General features: G+C 73.2%; 18 protein-coding genes. 7 read left to right on the top strand and 11 right to left on the bottom strand.

Features of this window, described 5'->3' with window-relative positions; genetic code table 11:
- Window positions 1-84 precede the first annotated feature (84 nt).
- On the top strand, window positions 85-1,842 hold the full coding sequence (locus tag A5481_RS13650) for a hypothetical protein (RefSeq protein ID WP_048434835.1): 1,758 nt from the start codon (window positions 85-87) through the stop codon (window positions 1,840-1,842).
- A gap of 23 nt (window positions 1,843-1,865) precedes the next feature.
- Window positions 1,866-2,441 carry a histidine phosphatase family protein gene (locus A5481_RS13645; protein ID WP_048434836.1) on the top strand — a complete coding sequence of 192 codons (576 nt, stop codon included), beginning with the start codon at window positions 1,866-1,868 and terminating at the stop codon, window positions 2,439-2,441.
- Between the two features lie 9 nt (window positions 2,442-2,450).
- On the opposite strand, the gene A5481_RS13640 is transcribed toward A5481_RS13645, so the two are convergent.
- Window positions 2,451-3,392: a GNAT family N-acetyltransferase gene (locus A5481_RS13640; protein WP_053082262.1), complete on the bottom strand. Its 942-nt coding sequence runs from the start codon at window positions 3,390-3,392 to the stop codon at window positions 2,451-2,453.
- Window positions 3,389-4,234: a class I SAM-dependent methyltransferase gene (locus A5481_RS13635; protein ID WP_048432568.1), complete on the bottom strand. Its 846-nt coding sequence runs from the start codon at window positions 4,232-4,234 to the stop codon at window positions 3,389-3,391. The genes A5481_RS13640 and A5481_RS13635 overlap by 4 nt, the downstream gene beginning before the upstream one ends.
- Before the next feature lie 462 nt (window positions 4,235-4,696).
- Between A5481_RS13635 and A5481_RS33500 the strand changes: the two genes are divergently transcribed.
- Window positions 4,697-4,864 (top strand): hypothetical protein, encoded by a 168-nt coding sequence (locus A5481_RS33500; protein WP_156311737.1) that lies wholly within the window; start codon window positions 4,697-4,699, stop codon window positions 4,862-4,864.
- Window positions 4,865-5,045: 181 nt separating this feature from the next.
- Here A5481_RS33500 and A5481_RS13630 read toward each other — a convergent pair whose 3' ends face one another.
- From A5481_RS13630 to A5481_RS13600, 7 genes are all read right to left on the bottom strand, one after another.
- Complete coding sequence (locus A5481_RS13630; protein WP_048437378.1) at window positions 5,046-6,497, bottom strand: M81 family metallopeptidase; 1,452 nt, start codon at window positions 6,495-6,497, stop codon at window positions 5,046-5,048.
- A 158-nt stretch (window positions 6,498-6,655) separates the two neighbouring features.
- Window positions 6,656-8,134 (bottom strand): amidase, encoded by a 1,479-nt coding sequence (locus A5481_RS13625; protein ID WP_048437117.1) that lies wholly within the window; start codon window positions 8,132-8,134, stop codon window positions 6,656-6,658.
- Between the two features lie 265 nt (window positions 8,135-8,399).
- Window positions 8,400-10,043, bottom strand: coding sequence for an ABC transporter ATP-binding protein (locus tag A5481_RS13620; RefSeq protein WP_048436711.1), 1,644 nt, complete (start codon window positions 10,041-10,043; stop codon window positions 8,400-8,402).
- Between the two features lie 8 nt (window positions 10,044-10,051).
- Window positions 10,052-10,972 carry an ABC transporter permease gene (locus A5481_RS13615; RefSeq protein WP_064503990.1) on the bottom strand — a complete coding sequence of 307 codons (921 nt, stop codon included), beginning with the start codon at window positions 10,970-10,972 and terminating at the stop codon, window positions 10,052-10,054.
- 11 nt (window positions 10,973-10,983) lie between these two features.
- On the bottom strand, window positions 10,984-11,925 hold the full coding sequence (locus A5481_RS13610; RefSeq protein WP_064503989.1) for an ABC transporter permease: 942 nt from the start codon (window positions 11,923-11,925) through the stop codon (window positions 10,984-10,986).
- Between the two features lie 3 nt (window positions 11,926-11,928).
- Window positions 11,929-13,503: an ABC transporter substrate-binding protein gene (locus A5481_RS13605; protein WP_048434510.1), complete on the bottom strand. Its 1,575-nt coding sequence runs from the start codon at window positions 13,501-13,503 to the stop codon at window positions 11,929-11,931.
- Between the two features lie 308 nt (window positions 13,504-13,811).
- Window positions 13,812-14,714: a LysR family transcriptional regulator gene (locus tag A5481_RS13600; protein WP_048434509.1), complete on the bottom strand. Its 903-nt coding sequence runs from the start codon at window positions 14,712-14,714 to the stop codon at window positions 13,812-13,814.
- Window positions 14,715-14,940: 226 nt separating this feature from the next.
- On the opposite strand from A5481_RS13600, the gene A5481_RS13595 reads away from it, so the two are divergent.
- The gene (locus tag A5481_RS13595) at window positions 14,941-16,059 is read left to right on the top strand and encodes an alpha/beta hydrolase (protein WP_048434512.1); all 1,119 of its coding nucleotides are present in this window, start codon (window positions 14,941-14,943) and stop codon (window positions 16,057-16,059) included.
- 22 nt (window positions 16,060-16,081) lie between these two features.
- Here the strand turns inward: A5481_RS13595 and A5481_RS13590 are convergent, their stop codons facing one another.
- Window positions 16,082-17,500 (bottom strand): sensor histidine kinase, encoded by a 1,419-nt coding sequence (locus tag A5481_RS13590; protein WP_048434508.1) that lies wholly within the window; start codon window positions 17,498-17,500, stop codon window positions 16,082-16,084.
- Window positions 17,497-18,162: a response regulator gene (locus A5481_RS13585; RefSeq protein WP_048434507.1), complete on the bottom strand. Its 666-nt coding sequence runs from the start codon at window positions 18,160-18,162 to the stop codon at window positions 17,497-17,499. The genes A5481_RS13590 and A5481_RS13585 overlap by 4 nt, the downstream gene beginning before the upstream one ends.
- Window positions 18,163-18,344: 182 nt before the next feature.
- Between A5481_RS13585 and A5481_RS13580 the strand changes: the two genes are divergently transcribed.
- The 3 genes from A5481_RS13580 (at window position 18,345) to A5481_RS13570 (ending at window position 22,019) form a co-directional block, all read left to right on the top strand.
- Window positions 18,345-19,460, top strand: coding sequence for an ABC transporter substrate-binding protein (locus A5481_RS13580; RefSeq protein WP_048434506.1), 1,116 nt, complete (start codon window positions 18,345-18,347; stop codon window positions 19,458-19,460).
- Between the two features lie 364 nt (window positions 19,461-19,824).
- Window positions 19,825-21,138, top strand: coding sequence for an MFS transporter (gene tcuC / locus A5481_RS13575; protein ID WP_048434505.1), 1,314 nt, complete (start codon window positions 19,825-19,827; stop codon window positions 21,136-21,138).
- Between the two features lie 92 nt (window positions 21,139-21,230).
- Complete coding sequence (locus tag A5481_RS13570) at window positions 21,231-22,019, top strand: substrate-binding domain-containing protein (RefSeq protein WP_048434504.1); 789 nt, start codon at window positions 21,231-21,233, stop codon at window positions 22,017-22,019.
- Window positions 22,020-22,184 lie beyond the last annotated feature (165 nt).

Raw genomic sequence — 22,184 nt, 5'->3', positions numbered from 1 at the left:
GAACACGGGCGAAGACCCGTGTTCGAACGGCGACGAGACCACGGCTCGCCTGTCCCACCCCTCCGATCGAGGAGCGCCTGCCCCGTGCTCGTCTACGGCGACGTCCGGCGTGAGGCCGACCCCCGCGACGAGGCCGCCCGCCTCCGCGACGCCGTCGAGGCGGCGCGCGGGCTCGGGCCGGGGCTCCCGCGCCACGCCGCGCTCGTCGGCGCGCTCCTCGCGCTCGGCGAGCTGACCCAGGGCGTGGCGGATGCGGCGTTCCGCGAGAGCGGGGAGGACACGGGGGATGGCGCGGCGGCTCCGCTCGCGGGGCTCCTCGTCCGGCTGGCCGACAGTGTCTGGGCCTCGTGGCGCAGCGGTTTCGCGGCGGGAGACGTCCCGGACCGCGCCGCGGTCGCGTCCGCCTGCGCCGACCTGCCGTCCGGCCCGGTCGAGATCCGCCTGCCGGAGGGCTTCGCCTTCTACGCCGTCTATCCCGAAGCCTATGCCGCGGCGGCGGCCGGATCGGGCCTCGGCGCCGGCGCGACGGTGATCGGCCTGCGCAGCATCGGCACCAGCCTCGGCGCGATGGTGGCGGCGGGTCTCGGCGGCACTCTCGTGACCGTGCGGCCGACCGGCCACCCGTTCCGGCGCGCGCTGCGCCTGTCCGGGGCTTTGCGCGACGCGCTCTCCCCGGCGAGCCGCGTCGCGGTCGCCGACGAGGGGCCGGGCCTCTCGGGCAGCTCGTTCGGGGCTGTGCTCCGGTTCCTGGAGGAGCGGGGCGTGCCGGCGGACAACGTCGCCCTGTTCCCGAGCCATGCCGGCGAGCCGGGCCACGCCGCCGGGGACGACATCCGCCGGCTCTACGCGCGGGCGCGGCGCCACGTCCTGACCTTCGACGACCTCGTCCTGCGGGCCGGGCGGCCGGAGCATCGCCTCGAATCCTGGCTCGCGCCGCTGGTCGGGCCGGTGACGGCGCCGCTCGAGGAGATCTCGGGCGGGGCCTGGCGGACCCACGCCTTCGCCGATCCGGACACCTGGCCCCCCGCCAACCCGATGCAGGAACGGCGCAAGTTCCTCGCCCGGACCGGGAGCGGGACCTGGCTCGCCAAGTTCGTCGGGCTCGGCTTCGAGGGCGAGCGCAAGGTCGGGCGCGCCCGGGACCTGCACGCCGCCGGCTTCTGCCCGGAGGTCGCCGGGTTCGCCCACGGCTTCCTCGTCGAAAGCTGGATCGCGGACGCGACGCCCCTGCCACGCGCCGGTCTCGCTCCCGCGCGCCTCGCCGAGAGAGTCGGCGATTATCTCGGCCACCGCGCCGCGGCCTTTCCGAGCGCGCCCGGCCGCGGCGCCGCGCTCGAGGCCCTGTGGGAGATGGCCCGGCACAACGCCGCGGAGGCGCTCGGCGAGGGGGCGGCAAGCGGCCTCGACGGCTGGCGCGGCCTGCTCCCCGGCTTCGCCGCCGCCGCGCGGCCGGTCGAGACCGACAACCGCCTGCACGCCTGGGAATGGCTGGTGCGGCCCGACGGCACCCTCCTGAAGACCGATGCGGTCGACCACCACGCCGCCCACGACCTCGTCGGCTGCCAGGACATCGCCTGGGACGTCGCCGGCGCGGCGATCGAGCTCGGCCTGACCGGCGCGGCCGGGCGGCGGCTGCGCGATTCGATCGCCCGGCGGACCGGCCGGGCGATCGATCCGGCCTTCGTCGCGTGGCTGGAGATCGCCTACGCCGCCTTCCAGCTCGGCGCGGCGACGATGGCGGGTGCGTCGGCCGGCGCGGACGAGCAACCCCGCCTCGCCGCCGAGGTCGCGCGCTACCGGGCCCATCTCGCCTCGCGGCTCGGCGTCGCGGCGCCGGGGTGACGCCGCGCCCTACCTTGAGCGGCATGATCCTGCTTCGCCATGGCCAGAGCCAGTTCAACCTCCACTTCCACGCCACCGGCGTCGACCCGGGCATCGTCGATGCGCCGTTGACGCCGCTCGGCCACGAGCAGGCGGAGGCCGCCTCCCGCGCCCTCGCGGGGGAGGGCTTGCGACGCATCCTGTGCTCGCCCCTGACCCGCGCCCTGCAGACCGCCGCCCCGATCGCCGCCCGGCTGAACCTGCCCGTCCTCGTCACCCCGGCGGTGCGGGAGCGGCGCGGGGCGAGCTGCGACATCGGCACCTGCCGCACCGACCTCGCCCGCGCCTGGCCGCATCTCGACCTCGCCCATCTCGACGAGGTCTGGTGGCGCGAGGAGGGGGAGGCGGCCCGGGAGCCGGACCACGAGGCGGACCACGTCTTCGAGGCCCGCACGCACGCCTTCCGGGCCGGGATGGCCTCGGACCCCGACTGGGCCCACACCCTGGTGGTCTGCCATTGGGGCTTCATCTCGGCCGTCACCGGCTGCAGCCTCGCCAACGGCGCCTGGATCCGCTGCCGGATGGACGAGGGCGGGCGGCTGGTGGCGGTGGAGGGGTGAGGGGGCCGGTCAGGCCCGCCGCATCCGCCGCCGTACCGTGCGGGTCGGCCGCGCCCCCCAGCGGGACTTGTACGGCTCGTCGCCGCGCAGGAAGTGGAAGGCCTGGGCGCCGCGCGCGGCGGCGGCCTCGATGAGGCAGGCGAAGGCGAGGGTGCCGAAGCTCTGGCCGGGCACGCCGAGGTCGACGGCGTTGATGTAGGAGTGCCAGCGCGTCCCGTCGGCGAGGCCGTACAGCACCGCCACGATCCGTCCCCCGTGGCGCACGACCGCGATCCGCAGGAGCCCGGCCCGGTCGAGGGCCGGCGCCGCCGCGCGGTGGAAGGCCTGCACGCGGGGATCGGCCAGCACGCCGGGCTGCCCGTCCCGCGCCCACCGGTCGCCGTGGAGGGAGAACAGCGCGTCGAGCACGCCGGCGATCTCCTCCGGCCCGGCCAGCGCCTCGACGACCTCCCCGAGCGCCGCGGCGCGGTGGCGGTCATGCACCACCTTGCGGCGCTGGCTGCGGCCGAGGCCCGCGAGCGGCGATCCCCCGGGCGGCAGCGTCAGGACCGGGCAGATCTCCGCCTCGGCGTCGGTCGCGATCCACCCGCCGGGCGGCGGGGCGAGCAGCGGGGAATCCGGGCGCAGGTCGGGGAGCAGCACCTCGTCGACGGCGTCGTCGTCCCGCAGGATCGCGTCCCACAGCCGCCCGGGCTCGGTGCCGGGTGCCAGGAGGGCGTCGCAATAGTCGCTGTGGCCGGCCCCGACCGGCACGAGGCGGCGGGTGCCGGCATCGTTCCAGACGAAGAGCGGCAGGGCGCCGACGAGCCGGCCGTCGGCCTCGCGGACCTCAGCGTCGCGCCGTCGCCCGCCGCCGAGATGCGTCCACCAGGGCTCGAGCCAGGCCGGCGACTGGAACGGCGTCGCCCGCGGATCGCTCCGCCACAGGGCCCAGTGCTCGTCCGGCGTCACGGCGCCCGCCTCAGGTGGAAGCCGTGCGCGTCCCAGATCGCGAAGGGCCGCTCGCCGGCGCGCAGGACGGCGAAGCCGAACTCGGCCGCGAGCGCGCGCGCCTCGGCCGCGTCCCGCCCGGGATCGCCGCGATAGGACCAGTTGAAGACGAGGAGGTCGCCGCCGGGCGCGAGCACCCGCGCCGCCTCCGCCACGAAAGGCCGGACGGTGCCGGCGTCGACGAGGTAGGGCAGGCTGTCGGCCGCGACGACGAGGTCGACGGTACCGTCCCCGGCTGGCAGGCGGCGCCCGTCGCCCTGCACGAAGCGGAGATTGACGACATGTCCCGCCCGCCGCCGCGCCTCGGCGATCATCCCGGCGGAGAGGTCGAGCCCGAGGACCGCGCCCGCCCCGGCGGCGAGCGCGGTCGCCACCCGGCCGATGCCGCAGCCGACATCGAGGACCCGGCCGGCCGCGCCCGGCGACCAGGCACGCAGCACGCCGACGAGCTCCGCCGTCGCGGCGGCGAGCTCGTCCGGGTCGCCGAGGGAGTAGAAGGCGACCGCCGCCTCCGGCGCCTCGACGGCGAGGCGGTCGAAGAGGGCGGCGGTCGCGGCGGCGAAGTCCGCGCCGGCCGGCCACATCCCGGAGCGGGCGAGCCGGCCGAGGGCGGGCAGGCGGTCGCCGTGGCGCGCGGCGAGCCGCGCCAGGGCGGCGAGCGGCGCCGAGGCGGGACGGCCCGCCGCGAGGCGTGCCAGCGCCCCGGCATCGACCGCCTCGCCCGCGAGCAGCAGGCGCGACAGCGCGATCTGCGGCGAGATCTCGCCGCGATCGCACAGATCGAGGATTCCGGGATCGGTCATGCCGCCTGCTCCGTCCGGCGGGGAGATAGGCGGGGGCTGCGCGAGGTACAGGGTGGGGTTTACTGGCCGGGGCTGTCACGGTTGCCGGCGGCGCGCCGCCCGGCTGCGGCAGGTCCGGGACGCTGCGACCCGGACCACCGCGCCGAGCGCCGCCGACCCGCTCGAAGCCGGCGCCAGCATGACGGCGGCCTCCACGCCCTCCTCGACCCGCCTATGCCGGGCTCGCCTGACCGGCCCCTCACCCGGTTGGCGGAGCCGCCGGTCGTGGAGGACTCCTTCGGGGGCCCGACACGTAATACTGACGCAACAAACCTCCGCCAATATGAGTGTTGACGAAACGGTCGCCAGTTTTTCGCTTATCGGGCGTATTCGCAACGTATCATTGTGAATAGATCGATCGTCGGTGTGTTGTATCGTTGGCGTAGGCGTAGCGGCTTCCTCGTATCGAGAAGGGTCAACGCGATGACGGTGCAGGCACGGCGCAGGATCGACTTCCCGGAGGTCATGCTCCCGGAGGTCATGGCGGCCGCGTCCAGCGAGGAGATCCGGGCTCACGTCCGGGCCCGGCTGGAGCGCCTCGTGTCCACGCTGAGGGCCGACGGGGCGGTGATCCGGCTCCACGCGGAGTGATCCGAGATCCGGAAGAAGACTTCCGGAAACGGTATCGCCAGCCCGCGCGGCGGAGCCGCAGGCTCCGCACGCCTGAGCGAAGCCGAAATCCGCATTGCGAAGCAATCAATCGGATGTCGCATGAGGCGGCCTCCCCGGACGGGGCCGGGCAGACCGCGGTCGGCGGCGCCCGTCCGCGGGATCAGAACGGATCGGCGACGATCGGCCAGAGCGGGCGGGCGGCCCGCGGCAGCCGCAGGGCGGCGAAGTCGGGATTGGCGCTGCCCGGCACGGCGACGTAGTGGATCCGGTCGGCCCGCGGCGCGAAGGCGGCGTTGAAGTGCTGCGCCGACTTGACGAACACGGTGGCGTAGTCGTTCAGCGACACGCCGAACTGCTCGAACGCCTCCGGGTGAAAGACCTGGGTGCGCGAGGCGTTGAGCAGGATGTGCAGGCCCCCCGCCTCGACGAGCGCGCAATCGCCCATCTGCTGCTTGCCGTTGCCGTAGGTCTGGACCGCGTCGCGCACGATCCCGAGCACCCGCACGGGCAGGTCCACGGGATCGCCCGACATCGGGCCGGTCTTGCCGCCGATGCGCAAGGGCAGGCGGGCGCCGGGCCCGGCCTCGCGGCAGAGCCGCACCGCGACCGGATCCCAGAAGCTGCCGATGGCGCACCGGGCCGCCCCGGCCTCGACCAGGGCGCGCAGCAGGACGGTCGAATCGCTCGCCGCGCCCGCCCCGGCATTGTCCGACACGTCGGCCAGCACGCTCACGCCCTCCGGCGGCGCGAGGGCGATCGCCACCGCCTCGTCGAGGGTCAGCAGCCGGTCGGTCGTCGCCTCGCGCATGTCCCACAGCTCGCGGGCGAGGGCGTCGGCCGTGCGCCGGGCGAGACCCGGGTCGCCGTCCGTGACCGCCACCACCTTGGCGCCGACATCCGGGATGTCGGCCCAGGGAAAGCCGTGGGCGAGCGACAGCGACAGGATCCCGTCCCGTCCCTCCGCCGCGCTCATGCGGTCGACGAAGCCGCGGGTCGGCGGGTTGGGCGTGCGCCACACCGCCAGCATCCGGCAATCGGCGACCGCGATGGTCGGGCGGATGCGGCCGGCCCGGGCGTCGTCGCAGAGGCGGAACAGGTCGCGCGCCCGGTCGTCGACGTCGATATGCGGGTATTCCTTGTAGGTCAGCAGCACGTCGGACGCCGCGGCGATCCGGTCGGTCAGGTGGCAATGCAGGTCGAGCTCGACCCCGATCGTGACCGACGGCCCGAGGATCTCCCGGGCGGCGGCGACGAGCGCGCCCTCGCAATCGTCCTCGGTCTCCGCGACCATCGCGCCGTGGAGGTTGAGCAGGACCATGTCGACCGGGCCGGCGGCCCGGAGATCGGCCAGCACGCGGTCGCGCAACGCCTCCCACACGTCCCGGCGCGTCGGACCGCCCGGCGGGGCGAAGGCCGCGAGGCTCTCCACCACCGCGTAGCCCGCCGCCTCGGCCATCTCGCGCCAGACCCGGAGCGGCCCGACGAACCAGTGCGCCGAGCGGCGCGAGGCCTCGGCCTCGACGTAGAGGTCGTCCAGGAAGGCGGTGCGCCCGGTCGGGATCGGCGAGAAGGTGTTGGTCTCGGTGCCGAGCGCGGCGATGAAGAGCTTCACGGGTGGGGTCTCCTCCGGGGGGCGTTCCGATGAGGAATCGTCCGTCGATCCAAGGTAACTCGTACCCTCGACGTCATCCCGGGGCTCGCGGGAGGCGAGCCCCGGGATGACGTCGAGGGTGTCACGGCCGTTCGACGATCAGGCGGGTTCGCGGTCGCTCACGTCCCCGCCGTCACATGCACCCCCGGCCGCTTCCCCTCGTTCCAGCGTCCCCCGATCGCCCGCTCGACCTGGGCGGCGAGCTGCAGCAGCAGCCCGTCCTGGCCCTGGCGCGCCTGGGCCTGGATGCCGAGTGGCAGGCCGTGCTCGTTCCAGGCGAGCGGCATCGACAGGGCCGGCAGGCCGCACAGGTTGGCGAGCGGCGTATAGGCGAAGTTGCGCCACAGGTTCTCGAACCAGGCGTGGACCGACGGCTCGTCGCTGAGCGTCAGGTACTCGGTCGTGCCGACGAGCGGCGTCGGCCGGGCGGTGATCGGCGTCAGGATGATGTCCCATTCCTCGAAGAAGGCGCCGAAGCCCCGCGCCGTGACATTGAACGCGGCCTGCATCGCCGTCCGCTCGGCGTAGGTCGCGTGGCGCCCCGCCTCCCAGATCCGGATGTTCATCGGCTCGACGAGGTCCTCCGGCGGCCGGTCGAGGCCCTTGGCGGCGATCAGCGCGTTGATGGTCTGGGCGAAGTTGGTGATGTAGCAGGTGGTCTGGGCCCGGAAGGCGGCGGGCAGGTCGACCGCCGGCAGCGCCCAGTCGACGTGGTGGCCCAAGGATTCGAGGAAGCGGCCGATCCGCTCCAGCTCGGCGACGTGGTGGGGCACGGCGCGGTACTCGCCCCATTCGTGGGAGACCGCGATGCGCAAGCGGCCCGGATCGCGCCCGATCAGCGTCGCGTAGGGCTCCGGCGCAGTCCAGTACGGCATGAACTCGCCCGGTGCGCCGCCCCGGCACCGGTCGACGAAGGTCGCGGTGTCGCGCACGGTCCGCGACTGGCAGCCCTGGATCGACACGATGCTGGTGAGGTCCGACCCGTAGGGCGCGATCGAGAACACGCCGCGGGAGGGTTTCAGCCCGAGATTGCCGTTGACGCCCGCCGGGATGCGGATCGATCCTCCCCCGTCGGTGGCGTGCGCCATCGGCACCACGCCCGCCGCCACCGCGGCGGCCGAGCCGGCCGAGGAGCCGCAGGTGGTGTAGTCGAGGTTCCAGGGATTGCGGGTGACGTAGACCGCCGGGTTCTCGGCCGAGCTGCACACCCCGAATTCCGGCGTGGTGGTGCGGCCGATCAGGTTGAGCCCGGCCCGGCGCATCTTGCCCGTGAGGTGGCTGTCCGAGTCGGCGCGGTTGCCGCGCATCAGCAGCGAGCCCATCTCCTGCAGCCGTCCCTTCAGGGTCGGCCCGAGATCCTTCATCAGGAACGGCACGCCCGCGAAGGCGCCCTCCAGATCGGTGCCGTCGCGGGACGGGTCGGCCACCGCGTCGTCGAACAGCTCGACCACGGCACTCGTCTGCGGATTGACGCGCCCCACGCCGGCCGCCGCCTGCGCGGCGAGCTCGGTCGCCGTCACCTCCCCGGCGCGCACCCGCGCGGCGAGCGCGCAGGCATCGTGTTGCGCCCATTCCTCCCAGCTCATGGCGAGGGTCATCGGTCTTGTCCTGTTCTGGTTACGCATTGAACTGTCGTTTCAAGAAGAGGCGCGTCCCCTCTCCCGTTTGGGAGAGGGGTCAGGGGTGAGGGTGCTACGGTTCCGCAGAAGACGCTGACAGTCCCGCTGTCAGCACGACGGTCACAGCTCCACCCGGAAGCGTCTCACCCTCACCCCTACCCCTCTCCCACACCTTGCAGCGATACCGGGCAAGCCCGGCATCGCCTGGAGAGGGGATCCCGCGCCGTCCCTTGATTTCTCGGCATCACGCCGGCACCGCCTCGGCGACGGGCTCCGCCCCCCGCCCGAACTCCCGCCCCGGCGCCGCCGCGATCAGGGCCCGCGTGTACGCCGCCTGCGGCCGGGCGAAGACCTCCGCCGTCGGCCCCTCCTCGACGATGCGCCCGCGCTGCATCACGATCAGCCGGTCGCAGATCTGCGCCGCCACCCGCAGGTCGTGCGTGATGAACAGGATCGCCAAGTCGAAGCGGCGCTGGACGTCGTCGAGGAGCGCCAGCACCTGGCGCTGTACCGAGACGTCGAGGGCCGAGACCGCCTCGTCGGCGATCAGGATCTCGGGCTCCATCGCGAGCGCCCGGGCGAGCGCGATGCGCTGGCGCTGGCCGCCGGAGAACTGGTGCGGGTAGCGGGCGAGCGCCGCGGGATCGAGGCCGACGAGGCTCATCAGCTCGCGCGCCCGCGCCGTCGCGGCCTCCGGGCTCGTGCCGAAATTCACCGGTCCCTCGACGATCGAGGCGCCGACCGTGCGGCGCGGGTTGAGGGAGCGGAACGGATCCTGGAACACCACCTGGATCTTGCGGCGCAGCGGCCGCAAGCGGCGCTCGGGCAGGCGGGCGATGTCCCGGTCGGCCACCAGGATCCGGCCTTCGCTCGGGGCGATCAGCCGGGCGATGCAGCGGGCGACCGTCGACTTGCCGGAGCCCGATTCGCCGACGATGCCGACGGTCTCGCCGTGCCGGATCCGCAGGGCGACGTCGGCGGCGGCGTGGACCTCGCGGGCCTTCGTGAACAGGCCGCCGCTGCGGTAGGTCTTGGCGAGGCCCGCGGTTTCCAGCGCCGGAGCCCCCGTCACCGGCGGGCGCCGGGCGGGCGTCATCGTCGGCACCGCGGCGATCAGCATCCGGGTGTAGGGATGCTGCGGGTTGCCGAGCACCTCCGCCGCCGGCCCCTGCTCGACGATGCGGCCGCTTTGCATCACCACCACCCGGTCGGCGATCTCGGCCACCACGCCGAAATCGTGGGTGATGAACAGCACGCCGGTGCCGCGCCGTGCCTGCATCTCGCGGATCAGCGTCAGGATCTGGGCCTGGGTGGTGACGTCGAGGGCCGTCGTCGGCTCGTCGGCGATGAGGAGCGCGGGGTCGAGGATGAGGGCGGCGGCGATCATCACCCGCTGGCGCTGCCCGCCGGAGAGCTGGTGGGGATAGGAGGCGTGCATCCGCTCGGGCTCGGGCAGGTGCATGGCCTCCAGCATCGCCAGGACCTTGGCGCGGCGCTCCTTGGGCCCGAGGTCGGTGTGGATGCGCAGGACCTCCTCGATCTGGTCGCCGACGGTCAGCACCGGGTTCAGCGCCGTCATCGGCTCCTGGAAGATCATCGCCATGCGGTCGCCGCGCAGGGCCCGCAGGCGCTGCGGGCTCGCGCTCAGCACGTCCTCGCCGAGAAGCCGGATCGCCCCGGCGACCGGCTTCAGCACCCGGGCGAGCAGTCCCATCACCGAGAAGGCGGTGACCGACTTGCCGGAGCCCGATTCTCCGACGACGCAGACGATCTCGCCGGGAGACACCGTGAAGGACACGCCGTCGACGGCGCGCAGCCGGTCGCCGCCGCCCGGGAGCGCGACGGCGAGGTTCTCGACCGCGAGGACGGGGGAGGGGGCGTCGCTCATCGGCGAGATCATCGTCCCGTCATCTTCGGATCGAGGGTGTCGCGCAGGCCGTCGCCGAGCATGTTCACGGCGAGCACCGTCAGGCCGAGGAAGATCCCCGGATACAGGATGGTGTGGGGATAGACCCGGAACAGGTTGCGCCCCTCCGCCATGATGTTGCCCCAGCTCGGGATCTCCGGCGGGATGCCGATGCCGAGGAAGGAGAGCACCGCCTCGACCAGGATCGCCGAGGCGGCGATGAAGGTGCCCTGCACGATGAGCGGCGCGACGGTGTTGGGCAGGATGTGGCGCGCCATCAGCAGCGGCAGGCGGGTGCCGGCCATGATCGCGGCCTCGACGTAGGGCTCCTCCCGCACCGAGAGCACGATCGAGCGCACCAGCCGCACCACCCGGGGGATCTCCGGCACCACGATCGCCGCGACGACCGCCGGGAGCCCGGCCCGGAACAGCGACACCACCGCGATGGCGAGCAGGATGCCGGGGATCGCCATCAGGCCGTCCATCAGCCGCATGATCGGCCCGTCGAGGGGGCGGATGTAGCCGGCGAGGAGCCCGAGCAGCAGGCCGATCGCCAGGGCGATGGCGGCGACGGACACGGCGATGACGAGCGAGACCCGGGCGCCGTAGAGGACCCGGCTGTAGACGTCGCGCCCGAGGCTGTCGGTGCCCATCCGGTGGCGGAAGGTCGCGGTCGCGCCGTCCTCCGCCCGGATCGTGCGTTCGTAGCCCGGCGGGCGGTTGCGGGTCGCCGGGTTGATCGCCGTCGGGTCGATCGTGCCGAGGAGGGGGGCGAGGAGGCCGACCAGCGCCATCACCACGAGGAGGCCGGCGCTCGCCACCGCGACGGGGTTGCGCAGGAGGCGCCAGGCCAGGGAGGCGGCGGGGGCCGCGGGGAGGGCGGGGGCCGGAAAGGTCGGTTCGGTGCTCATGAGTCAGGCCCTCACTGCCGGATCCTCGGGTCGAACAGGCCGTAGGTCAGGTCGATCAGGAGGTTGATGAGGACGTAGACGCCGGAGAACAGCAGGATCAGCGCCTGGATCGTCGGGTAGTCGCGGGCCAGCACCGCGTCGACGGTGAGGCGGCCGAGACCCGGAATCGCGAACACGCTCTCGGTCACCACCACCCCGCCGATGAGGAGCGCGATGCCGATGCCCACGACCGTGACGATCGGCACCGCGGCGTTCTTGAGCGCGTGGCGGAACAGGATCTTGCGCTCGACCTGGCCCTTGGCCCGGGCGGTGCGGATGTAGTCCTCGTTCAGGACGTCGAGCACGCTCGCCCGGGTCATCCGGGCGATGAGCGCGATGTAGACGACCGACAGGGTGAGCGAGGGCAGGACCAGCCGGTGCAGGTAGCCGCCAAAGCCCCCCGCGAGCGGCTGGTAGCCCTGCACCGGGAACCAGCCGAGCGTGATCGAGAACACGTAGATCATCCCGTAGCCGATGACGAAGACCGGCACCGAGAAGCCCAGCACCGACACGCCCATCACGATCCGGTCGAGCCAGGAGCCGTGCCGGTAGGCCGCCACGACGCCGAGCGGGATCGCCACGCAGACGGCGATCAGCATCGTGGCGGCGGCGAGCGACAGGGTCGGCTCGACCCGGCCGAGGATCAGCTCGCCGATGGTCTTCTTGAAGAAGAACGATTCGCCGAGATCGCCGCGGGCCAGGTTGCCGATCCAGATCGCGAACTGCGCCGGCAGCGGCCGGTCGAGGCCGAGCTGGTGGCGCACCTGGGCGATCTGCTCGCTCGAGGCGTTGTCCCCGGCGATCACCGCCGCCGGGTCGCCGGGGGTGAGCCGCAGCATCAGGAAGACCAGCACCGCGACGATCGCCAGGACCGGGATCGCCGAGAGCAGCCGCCGCAGGACGTAGCCGAGCATCCGCTACTTCTTCTTCTCGACGTTCCAGAACACCGGCGCGGCGGCGGTCAGGATGCCGGTGATGTTTTTCCGCGCCGCGATCGGGATGTAGAACTGGCCGAGCGGGACGTAGGGCACCACCTCGCGCCAGCGGGTCTGCACGGCCTCGGCGATCGCCTTCTGCTTGCCCGGATCGACCTCGCGGGCGAAGTCGTCGCGCAGTTTCTCCATCTCGGCGTCGCAGGGCCAGCCGAACGGCGCCTTGTCGCAGCTCATGTTGACGAAGCTCGACATGACGGGATTCAGGATGTCGGCCGAGACCCAGGAGGTGTTCATCAGGTTCCAGCCGCCCTTGTCGGCCGGATCCTTGCGCACCCGGCGCGACACCACGGTCTGCCAGTCGGAGGATTGCATGTCGACCTTGAAGCCGCCCTTCTCGAGCAGCTGCTTGGCCACGGGCCCGAGATTGGTCAGGGTCTGGAGGTCGGTCGAGTGCAGGAGAACGATCGGGGTGCCGTCGTAGCCCGCCTCCTTCAGGAGCTGCTTCGACTTGGCGAAGTTCGAGTCGAGCAGGCCGTCCATGCCCTTGTCGGTCGCCATCGGCGAGCCGCAGACGAACAGCGCCTTGCAGGTCTTGTAGTAATCGGGGTCGCCCACCACCGCCTGGAGGAAGTCGGTCTGGTTGAGGGCGTAGGTGAGCGCCTGGCGCGCCTTCGGGTTGTCGAACGGCTTGATCAGGTGGTTCGGCCGCATCGCGTATTGCAGGCCGAGCGGATTGTAGTCGACGAGCCTGACGTTGGGATCGTCCTTGAGGAGCGGGATCAGGTCGTAGGCGGGCTGCTCGATCAGGTCGATCTCGCCGGCGAGCAGGGCGTTCACCGCCTGCTGCTGGTCCGAGACCGCCAGCCACTCGACCCGGTCGAGCTTGACCACCTTGCCGCCGGCGAGCCCCGAAGCCGGCTCCGGCCGCGGCTTGTAGTCCTTGAACCTGGTGTAGACGATTCTGTCGCTGGGCTTCCACTCGTCGGTCTTCATCACGAAGGGGCCGGAGCCGGTGAAGTCCGAGATCTGCTGGTTCGGGTCGGTCTCGGCGACCCGCTTGGGCATCATGAACGGCACGTTCGAGGACGGCTTGGCGAGACCGAACAGGAGGAGCCCGGTCGGCGCCTTCAGCCTGACGGTGAAGCGTTTCGGATCGTCGGCCGTCATGCCGTCGACGAAGGTCATCAGCTTCTGGCCGAGCGAGTCGCGGGCGCTCCACCGCTTGATCGAGGCGACGCAATCCTCCGCCGTCACCGGCTTGCCGTCGTGCCACGCGAGCCCGTCGCGCAGGGTAAACGTGTAGGTCAGGTTGTCGGGCGACACCGTGTAGGTGTCGACCATCTGCGGCTTGACCGCGCCGTCGACGTCGAGCGCGAACAGCGTGTCGTAGATCATGTAGCCGTGGTTGCGGACGATGTAGGCGGTGGTCCAGATCGGGTCGACGATCTTGACGTCCGAATGCATCACCGCCTTGAGCGTCTGCGCCGGCGCGGCTCCGGGGGCGAGCAGGGCGGCGGTCGCCGCGAGGAGGCCGAGAACGGACCGACGACACGCCATCAAGTTGTCTCCTCGCAGTCGCGCCGCCGGATGCGGCCGTGAAAACCGGGCGTCGTCCCGACCCGCCCGCGGCGGCAGCCATGCAATCGCCAGACCATCCTGCCCGCGCGGCGCGGTGCAGGCCGGTCGCGCCGAAGACCAGGGCGCCGGGGATTGTCGGGAAAGCAGAGGCGGGACCTCGCGGGTCTTCACCAGACCCTGCCGCTGCTGACCCGGTCAGGATGCGGGAGCCCGCGCGCACTGACTACGACGAAAACGTGCGAGGGGTGCACCGCTTTGCGTGGCACTCCGTCGGGGGGGAGCGCCGGTCACGGCCGCACCCGGTCCAGGGCGGCTTCCAGCTCGCGCCGCAGCCCTGCGGCGGCGAAGCTCGGCTGGCGGTCGGCCGGGAGGCACAGGTCGAGGGAGGTCTCGACCGGCATCGCCTCGGGGAACGGCACCGCCGCCATCCGGCCGGCGGCGATCTCGTCGGCGAAGGCGGCGCGCGGCAGCACCGCGAGGGCGCCGGCCTCCAGGATCAGCGCCCGCTGCAGGGCGAGGGAGGCCGCCTCGAAGGTCGGCACGATCCGGCATCCGGCCTCCGCCGCCGCCCGCTCGATGAAGGTGCGGACCCCGAATTCCGGGCCCGGCAGGACCCAGCGATAGGCGCTCAGCGCCGTGCAGGCCGCGCCGCCGGCCCGCGTCACCGGGTGGTCCGGGGGCGCGATGATGAATTGCGGCAGCCGCACCCGCCGGACCACCGCGATCGCGTCCGAGGCCGGGGCGAAGAAGGTGAGGGCGAGGTCGCAGGAGGCGTCCTCGAGCGCCCGCACCGCGTCCTTCGCGGTCCCGGTCCGCAGCCGGGCGCGGACGTTGGGGTGGCGGGCCGAGAAGGCGGCGAGCACCGGCACCAGCAGGGCCGCGGCGACGCCCTCGGCGGCGTGCACCCCGACGAGGCCGCCGCGCAGGCCCTTGAGGTCGTCGATCAGGCGGACGACGTGGTCGAGCTCGTTGATCGTGCGGTCGAGCTTGGCCGCGAGCAGCTCTCCCGCCGCGGTCAGCCGGATGCCGAGCGGCCCGCGCTCGAGGAGCGGCGCGTCCATGTAGTATTCGAGCTGCGAGATGTGCCGCGCCAGCACGTTGGGGTGGATGTCGAGCTGGGTGGCGGCGTCGCGCAGCGACGTGCAGCGGGTGACGACCGCGAAGTAGTGGAGAGCGACGATCTTCGCCATGCCGGAGCGTGTCTTCGGCGGACCCGGACCGGCCCGCCTTCGCCGGGCATCCTACAGCCTCCGCGCCGCCGGGGGGACGGGGGACCCGGGCCCGCTCCCCGGCATCGGCCCCGCGGGATCCCCCCGGACCGGCCGGGACGGCGTGTCCGGGCGAACGCCGCCTGTGATCGTGTACCGTGCGGATCGCGACGAGCGAGACCGAGGGGAGGTTCGCATGAGGATGGGCATGAGGATGGGATCGCGGGCTTGCGCGCTGGCCGTCCTGCTGGGAGCCGGGCTCGGCGGCGCCCGGTCGGAGGAGGTGGCGACCACGCGCAGCGTGTTCTTCGTCGGCGGGCACTATGTCGGCGCGCAGGACGCGCAGGTGATGGACGGGGCGATGTATGTCGAGCGGATCGCGCCCGCCCGCCCGACGCACCCGCTCCCGCTCGTCTTCTTCCACGGGGCCGGCCAGACCGCGACGAACTGGCTGACCACGCCGGACGGGCGGCGGGGATGGGCCGACGAGTTCGCCCGCCTGGGCTACGTCGTCTACCTCGTCGACCAGCCGGCCCGCGGGCGCTCGGCCTACCATCCGGGCCTCGACGGGCCGCTGCGCGCCTTCACGGCGCCGGCCCTCGAGAGCACCTTCACCGCCACGGAGAGCCTGGGCACCTGGCCCCGGGCCAAGGCCCACACGCAGTGGCCCGGCACCGGCGAGCGGCGCGGCCGCCGGGGCGACCCGGTCTTCGACGCCTTCTACGCGAGCCAGGTCGAGTACCTGGCGAGCAACGCGGACACCCAGCGGCTCGTCCAGGCGGCCGGCGCCGCGCTCCTCGACCGGATCGGGCCGGCGATCCTGGTCACCCATTCGCAGGCCGGCCCGTTCGGCTGGCTCCTCGCCGATGCCAGGCCGGCGCTCGTGCGGGCGATCGTCGCCCTCGAACCCTCCGGCCCGCCCTTCGAGGAGGCGATCCGCAGCACCGGCCCGGCACGGGCCTGGGGGCTGGCCGACATTCCCCTGACCTACGACCCGCCCGCCGCGCAGGCCGCCGACTTGCGCACCGCCCGCGAGGAGCGCGCCGAGGGGCCGGACCTCGTCCCGTGCCGGCTCCAGGCCGCGCCGGCGCGGCGGCTGCCGCGGCTCGCCGGCATCCCGGTCGCCGTGGTGACGAGCGAATCGTCCTATCACGCGGGCTACGACCACTGCACCGTCGCCTACCTGAAGCAGGCCGGCGTCGACGTGACGTTCAAGCGCCTCGAGGACGAGGGCATCCGCGGCAACGGCCACATGATGATGATGGAGCTCAACAACCTGGACATCACCCGGTCCATCGACCGGTGGCTCGGATCGATCGCCCCGTGAGCCCGCCGCGCCCGGCCCCTCCTCAGGGAAGCCGGGCCTCGGCGCCGCCCGGCGGGAAGGCGATCCGGACGAGGAGCCCCGGCCCGCCGGTTCCGGCCTCGTGCAGGCTGACCGCCGCCCCGATCCGGTCGGCGAGCGCCCGCACGACGGCAAGGCCGAGCCCGCTGCCCTCCGGCCCGCCGCTGCGGGCGACCCGGTAGAAGCGGGAGAAGACCTTCTCGCGCAGCGCCGGCGCGATGCCCGGCCCGTCATCCTCGACCTCGGCGCGGGCGCCGCCCGGGCCGTCCGCCACCCGCACCACCACCCGGGCGCCGGGTCCGGCGTAGCGGATCGCGTTGTCGACGACGTTGGTCAGGATCTCGCCGAGCAGGGTCGGATGGGCCGAGACCGTGACCGGCCCGTCCGGCCGCTCGAACTCGACCTCGATGCCGGCGGCGAGGGCCCACGGCACCTGCTCGGCGAGGACGGCGGCGGCGAGGCCCGCGAGGTCGAGGTCCGTCATGGCGATCGCCCCGGGATCCTCGTCGGCGCGGGCGAGCGCCAGGAGCTGGGCGAGCAGGTGCTCCAGGCGGAGCGCCGCCCCCTCGATGTCGTCGAGGGCGGCGCGGCCTTCCGGGCTCGCGCCGACGCCGTGGCGGCGCGCGAGGTCGACATGCATGCGCAGGACGGCGAGCGGCGTGCGCATCTGGTGCGAGGCATCGCCGGTGAAGCGCCGCACCGTCGCCATCACCTCGTCGAGCCGCCCGAGCAGGGTGTTGAACGCGAGCACCGGGGCGCGGGCCTCGACCGGCACCGGCGAGGCGTCGAGCGGCTGCAGGCTGACCGCCCCGGGGGCGGCGCGCCGCTCGATCTCGGCGCTCAGCCGGTCGAGGGGCGCGAGGCCGCGGCGGATGCCGTACCAGGTCAGAATCCCGACGAGGGCGAGGAGCACGCCCTCGAGGAGGAACAAGCCGGCGAGGAGCCGCCATTCGAGGCTGCGGCGCGCGTCCCGGGTCTCGGCCACCTGCACCAGCACCGCCCCGGGCTTGCCGTAGACGGGCCGCGCCTGCGCGGCGACCCGCACGGGAGCGCCGCGCATCTCCGCGTCCCAGTGCCGGGTCGGGCCGGGCGCCAGCTCGGAGGCCGGGCGCGGCAGGTCGCGGTAGCCGGTGACGAGCTGGCCGCGATAGCTGACGCTGTAGTAGATCCGGTCCTGGGCCTGGCTCTCCAGCATGCCGAGCGCCACCCGCGGAAGGTCCACTGTGACCTCGTTGTCCTCGTCCACCGCGAGGCGCTCGGCGATGGCGAGGACCGAGCCGTCGAGGAGGCGGTCGTGGGTGGTCTCGACGACGTCCCGGATCACGAGGGCGCCGCCGAGGCCGAGCGCCAGGGCCACCGCCGCGGCGGGCAGCAGCACGCCGAGCGCCAGCCCGCGCCGCAGGGAGGGCGGGCGCCGGCTCATCCGGCGTCGATCAGGTAGCCGAGGCCGCGGATCGTGCGGATCTCCGGTCCCGCCGGCTGCAGCTTCTTGCGCAGGCGCGCGACGTAGAGCTCGAGGGCGTTGGGCGCCACCTCGTCGTCGAAGCCGAACACCTCGCCGGAGAGCCGGTCCTTCGGCACCACCTGGCCCGCCTTCGCCATCAGCACGGCGAGCACCGCCCGCTCCCGGCGCCGCAGGGCCAGGGGCTCGCCGGCCAGCGTCACCGCCCCGGTCGCGCGGTCGAGGGCGAGGGCGCCGCAGGTCAGGACGGGGTGGGGCTGTCCCTGGCCGCGGCGGATCTGGGCCCGCACCCGCGCCTCGAACTCGGCCGGGGCGAAGGGCTTGAGCAGGTAGTCGTCGGCCCCGAGATCGAGCCCCCGGACCCGGTCGGCCACCGCGTCGCGGGCGGTGAGGATCAGCACCGGCACGGCGCTGCCCGCCGCCCGGATCCGTCGCAGCACCTCGAAGCCGGACAGGCCCGGCAGGCCGATATCGAGGACGACGAGGCTGTAGGGCTCCGACAGGGCGAGGCGGGCCGCGCTCTCGCCGTCGGTCTCGTGGTCGGCCGCGAGCCCGGCGAGCCGGAGCGAGGCCACGAGGCCGCGGGCCAGCGCCGCGTCGTCCTCCACGACGAGCACCCGCATCCTCCGGTCTCCCCCCTCCTGCGCGCCCGTGCGCACCCCAAGGCCCGACATGCCATCTTGGCATCGCGGCGCGAACCTGTAGCGTCGATCCTTGACGTTGCGGACGATGCAGGCAACCGAAAAGGCGCAGGCCCGGAACGGATGCGGGAGGGAGCGGCGGTGAACAGAGCGCGGGTGATCCCGTGAGGCGGCGCCTCCTCGCCGGGGCCGGGCTTCTCGCCTTCGGATGCCTCCTCGCCTCCGCCCGGGCGCAGGTCGACGCGCCGATCGTCGCCGGGCGCCAGGACGTCGCGCAGGCCGTGCGCGAGGGCGCGGTGGTGATCCGCGCCACCACCGACGAGGCCGAGGCCGCCGGGCTGATCGAGGGATTCCGGCGGCTCCATCCGGGCGTCGCCGTCTCCTACGCCAAGCTGAACTCCCAGAAGCTCTACGAGGAGTTCCTAGCCGAGGCGGAGGCGGGGCAGGGCACCGCCGACATCGTCTGGAGCTCGGCGATGGACCTGCAGGTCAAGCTCGTCAACGACGGCCTCGCCGAACGCCACGTCTCGCGGGAGGCGGCGGGGCTGCCGCCCTGGGCGGTGTGGCGCTACGAGGCCTACGGCATCACCGCCGAGCCGGTCGCCATCGCCTACAACCGCGCCCTCCTGCCCGAGGCCCGGGTGCCGCGCAGCCACGCCGATCTCCTGCGCAGCCTGACCCAGGAGCCGGAGGCCTGGCACGGCAAGGTCGCCGCCTACGATCCGGAGCGCAGCGGCGTCGGCTTCCTGTTCCTGACCCAGAACCTCGCGGTGACGCCGCGGACCTGGGACTTCGTGCGGGCGCTCGGCCAGGTCGGGGCGAAGCTCTACACCGCGACGACGCCGATGCTCGACCGCGTCGCCGCCGGCGAGGCGCTCATCGCCTACGACGTCTTCGGCGCCTACGCGCTGGAGCGGGCGAAGCAGGATCCGCGGGTCGGCGTCGTGCTGCCCTCCGACTACCTGCTCATCACCTCGCGCATCGCCTTCATCCCCAAGGCCGCCCGGCACAAGGCGGCGGCGCGGCTCTTCCTCGACTACATGCTGTCGCGGGACGGGCAGGCGCGGCTCGCGGAACGCTCCGTGACGCCCGCGCGCGCGGATGCCCGCCGGCCCGACGATCCCGTGGCGGCGGCGCCGAACCCGCGCCCGATCGCGGTCGGGCCGGAACTCCTCACCTCCCTCGACCAGATCAAGCGCAGCCGGACGCTCAAGCAGTGGCGCCGCGCGATCGAGGGCCGGGCGGCCGTCCCCCCGGAGGCCCCGGGCCCGGCGCGGTGACAGCTTCGTGACAGGTTGCATCCGTTAAGACTCCCGCAACGAAAGATGGGAGGGAACCGATGCAGGACGCCGACAGGCGGCACGACGCGCGCCAGGACGGGATCCGGGCCCCAAGGGCCTGAGATCGGGGCCTGAAACCGGGGCGTCGTCCCGGAGCCGATCGCGACGGGCGTCGCGAGCGCCCACGCCGCGGGCCCGACGCCGCGAACCCCCCTTCCTTCTCGAGACCACGCTCGTCGTCCGCATCCCGCGACGCCCGCCCTGCGGCGGCGCGCGCCGGGCCTCGAGCCCCCACGCCGATCCATCCGCCGACGCCGGGTCGAGACCGTCCCGCCGCGGCTCATCAGACCAGGGAGGACACCCCATGGCGGATCCCGCCACCATCACCCCGTCACGATCGAAGGTCGCCACGGTGCTGCGCGTCACGAGCGGCAACTTCCTGGAGATGTTCGACTTCTTCCTGTTCGGGTTCTACGCCACCTACATCTCGAAGGCGTTCTTCCCGGCCGAGAACGACTATGCCTCGCTGATGCTCACCTTCGTGACCTTCGGGGCGGGCTTCCTGATGCGGCCCCTCGGGGCGATCTTCCTCGGCGCCTATGTCGACCGGGTCGGCCGGCGCCGCGGCCTGATCGTGACCCTCGGCATCATGGCGGCCGGCACCATCCTGATCGCCTGCGTGCCGTCCTACCAGAGCATCGGCCTGTTCGCGCCGTTCCTGGTGCTGATCGGCCGGCTGCTGCAGGGCTTCTCGGCCGGCGTCGAGCTCGGCGGCGTGTCGGTCTACCTCGCCGAGATGGCGACGCCCGGCCGCAAGGGCTTCTACGTCTCCTGGCAGTCCGGCAGCCAGCAGGTCGCCATCATGGCCTCCGCGCTGATCGGCTACGCGCTCAGCCGCACCCTGGCCCCGGCCGACGTCGCGTCCTGGGGCTGGCGCATCCCGTTCATCATCGGCTGCCTGATCGTGCCGTTCCTGTTCTACATCCGGCGCTCGCTGGAGGAGACCCAGGAATTCCTGCACCGCAAGCAGCGCCCGTCGCTGCCCGAGGTCTTCGCGTCGCTCGGCCAGAACTGGAAGATCGTGCTGCTCGGCATGCTGCTGGTGGTGATGACCACAGTGTCGTTCTACACCATCACGGTCTACACCCCGACCTTCGGCAAGAGCGTGCTGAAGCTCTCGGCCGAGGACAGCCTGATCGTCACCTTCTGCGTCGCGGTGTCGAACTTCATCTGGCTGCCGGTGATGGGCGCCCTGTCCGACAAGATCGGCCGCAAGCCGATCCTGTTGGTCTTCTCGGCGCTGACGCTGCTGACCGCCTATCCGGCGCTAGCCTGGCTCGTCGCCAACGTCTCGTTCACCAACATGCTGATCGTGCTGCTGTGGCTGTCCTTCCTTTACGGCAGCTACAACGGCGCGATGGTGGTGGCGCTGACCGAGATCGTCCCGGCGCATGTCCGCACCACCGGCTTCTCGCTCGCCTACTCGCTCGCCACCGCGCTGTTCGGCGGCTTCACCCCGCTGATCTCGACCTGGCTGATCGAGGCGACGGGCAACCGAGCCGCGCCGGCCTTCTGGCTGGTCTTCGCCGGGGCCTGCGGCCTCGTGGCGACGCTGCTGATCTACCGCGAGCGGAGCGCCGCGCCGGCGGGAGCCGCGCAGGGCGCCGCGGCGGCCTGACGCCCGGTCGCCTGACGCACGATCCCTTGCGGGGCGCTGCCGGATGCGCAAGTCCGGCGGCGCCCCGAATTCCCTCGTCCCGGAGAAGACCCGTGATCCGCATCCGCGTCCTGTCCCGCGTCCTCGGACTCGCCCTGCCGCTCCTCGCGGGCGCCGCCTCGGCGGCCGAGCTGCGCGTCGTCAGCTCCGGCGGCTTCGCCGCCGCCTACCGGGCGCTCGCGCCCGAGTTCGAGCGCCGCACCGGCGACACGCTCGTGACCGAGTGGGGTCCGTCCATGGGGCACACGCCCCAGGCGGTACCGGCCCGCCTCGAGCGGGGCGAGCCGATCGACGTCGTCGTCATGGTCGGCTACGCCCTCGACGACCTCGCCAAGCAGGGCAAGGTCGAGGCCGATACCCGCACGCCGCTGGCGCGCTCCGGCATCGCCATCGCGGTGCGGGCCGGCGCGCCCAAGCCCGACATCGCCACCGACGAGGCCCTGCGCCGGACCCTGCTCGCGGCAAAGTCGATCGCCTACTCCGACAGCGCGAGCGGCGTCTACATCGAGCGGGAGCTGTTCAAGCGCCTCGGCATCGAGGACCAGGTCAAGGGCAAGGCGCGGATGATCCCGGCCGAGCCGGTCGGCGCCGTGGTCGCCCGCGGCGATGCCGAGATCGGCTTCCAGCAGCTCAGCGAGCTGAAGCCCGTTCCGGGAATCGAGATCGTCGGCCTGCTGCCGCAGGACGTGCAGCTCTACACGGTGTTCTCGGCCGGCGTCGTCGCGGGCAGCCGCCAGCCGGAGGCCGCCCGGGCCCTGGTCCGCTTCCTCGCCTCGCCCGAGGCGGCCGCCGCGGTGCGCGCGAGCGGCATGGAGCCGCTCACGGCCGGCGCCGGGCGCTAAGCAGACTTCGCCGAAGCGGTTACCGGTTCGGCGCCAAAAATCTGCGACACAACAAGAACCTAAGCGGGCGAAGCGTTGGCCTGCCCACGGTACACGACACGAGCTCCGTCGCCCTGCGGTCGGCCTCGCGGCCCATCGTTGGCCGACCCCCTTTCCCGGACGACT

The sequence above is a fragment of the Methylobacterium platani genome, from assembly GCF_001653715.1.
Classification (GTDB): domain Bacteria; phylum Pseudomonadota; class Alphaproteobacteria; order Rhizobiales; family Beijerinckiaceae; genus Methylobacterium; species Methylobacterium platani.
The sequence above is the reverse complement of the archived record's forward strand: the minus strand, read 5'-3'. Positions and strand labels throughout refer to the sequence as shown.

Excerpts from the sequence above, each read along its gene's own strand:
- A5481_RS13645 (WP_048434836.1), top strand. The coding sequence starts at position 1,866 with ATGATCCTGCTTCGCCATGGCCAGAGCCAGTTCAACCTCCACTTCCAC.
- A5481_RS13635 (WP_048432568.1), bottom strand. The coding sequence starts at position 4,234 with ATGACCGATCCCGGAATCCTCGATCTGTGCGATCGCGGCGAGATCTCG.
- A5481_RS33500 (WP_156311737.1), top strand. The coding sequence starts at position 4,697 with ATGACGGTGCAGGCACGGCGCAGGATCGACTTCCCGGAGGTCATGCTC.
- A5481_RS13625 (WP_048437117.1), bottom strand. The coding sequence starts at position 8,134 with ATGACCCTCGCCATGAGCTGGGAGGAATGGGCGCAACACGATGCCTGC.
- A5481_RS13620 (WP_048436711.1), bottom strand. The coding sequence starts at position 10,043 with ATGAGCGACGCCCCCTCCCCCGTCCTCGCGGTCGAGAACCTCGCCGTC.
- A5481_RS13615 (WP_064503990.1), bottom strand. The coding sequence starts at position 10,972 with ATGAGCACCGAACCGACCTTTCCGGCCCCCGCCCTCCCCGCGGCCCCC.
- A5481_RS13610 (WP_064503989.1), bottom strand. The coding sequence starts at position 11,925 with ATGCTCGGCTACGTCCTGCGGCGGCTGCTCTCGGCGATCCCGGTCCTG.
- A5481_RS13605 (WP_048434510.1), bottom strand. The coding sequence starts at position 13,503 with ATGGCGTGTCGTCGGTCCGTTCTCGGCCTCCTCGCGGCGACCGCCGCC.
- A5481_RS13600 (WP_048434509.1), bottom strand. The coding sequence starts at position 14,714 with ATGGCGAAGATCGTCGCTCTCCACTACTTCGCGGTCGTCACCCGCTGC.
- A5481_RS13595 (WP_048434512.1), top strand. The coding sequence starts at position 14,941 with ATGAGGATGGGATCGCGGGCTTGCGCGCTGGCCGTCCTGCTGGGAGCC.
- A5481_RS13590 (WP_048434508.1), bottom strand. The coding sequence starts at position 17,500 with ATGAGCCGGCGCCCGCCCTCCCTGCGGCGCGGGCTGGCGCTCGGCGTG.
- A5481_RS13585 (WP_048434507.1), bottom strand. The coding sequence starts at position 18,162 with ATGCGGGTGCTCGTCGTGGAGGACGACGCGGCGCTGGCCCGCGGCCTC.
- tcuC (WP_048434505.1), top strand. The coding sequence starts at position 19,825 with ATGGCGGATCCCGCCACCATCACCCCGTCACGATCGAAGGTCGCCACG.